This is a genomic window from Pseudoalteromonas sp. GW168-MNA-CIBAN-0100 (assembly GCF_040309225.1).
Classification (GTDB): domain Bacteria; phylum Pseudomonadota; class Gammaproteobacteria; order Enterobacterales; family Alteromonadaceae; genus Pseudoalteromonas; species Pseudoalteromonas arctica.
Genome location: NZ_JBEOOL010000553.1, coordinates 1 through 272 on the forward strand (window position 1 = coordinate 1; position 272 = coordinate 272).

1 protein-coding gene is annotated in these 272 nt (G+C 37.1%); it reads right to left on the bottom strand.

What is annotated here, in order from left to right; all coding sequences use genetic code 11:
• On the bottom strand, positions 1–272 hold a 272-nt coding region (locus AAEY62_RS22395), incomplete at both ends, for a glucosaminidase domain-containing protein (RefSeq protein ID WP_350636609.1).

Here is a 272-nt window from a genome sequence, read left to right on the forward strand (position 1 = left end):
GTTGTAATGAGTCTAAAAACACTGCCGGTTTGGCGGTATTTTGTAATGCTTGTTGATAGCGTGGATTTTGAGTTAAAAAATCAACAAAGTCGTTCACGCTGTCTTTTATTGAGTCGTAAGCCCTAAAACTGGCTTGTTTTTTAACTGCAGCGCCTTGTTCAAACTCTAAGGTTACTTTGTTAGCTTTTTCGCCCTGCCAGCTTTTATCTGACTTAATGTTAAATAAGTTATTTGAGCTGTTACCGTCGCTTTTATTAATAATATGCTTACCC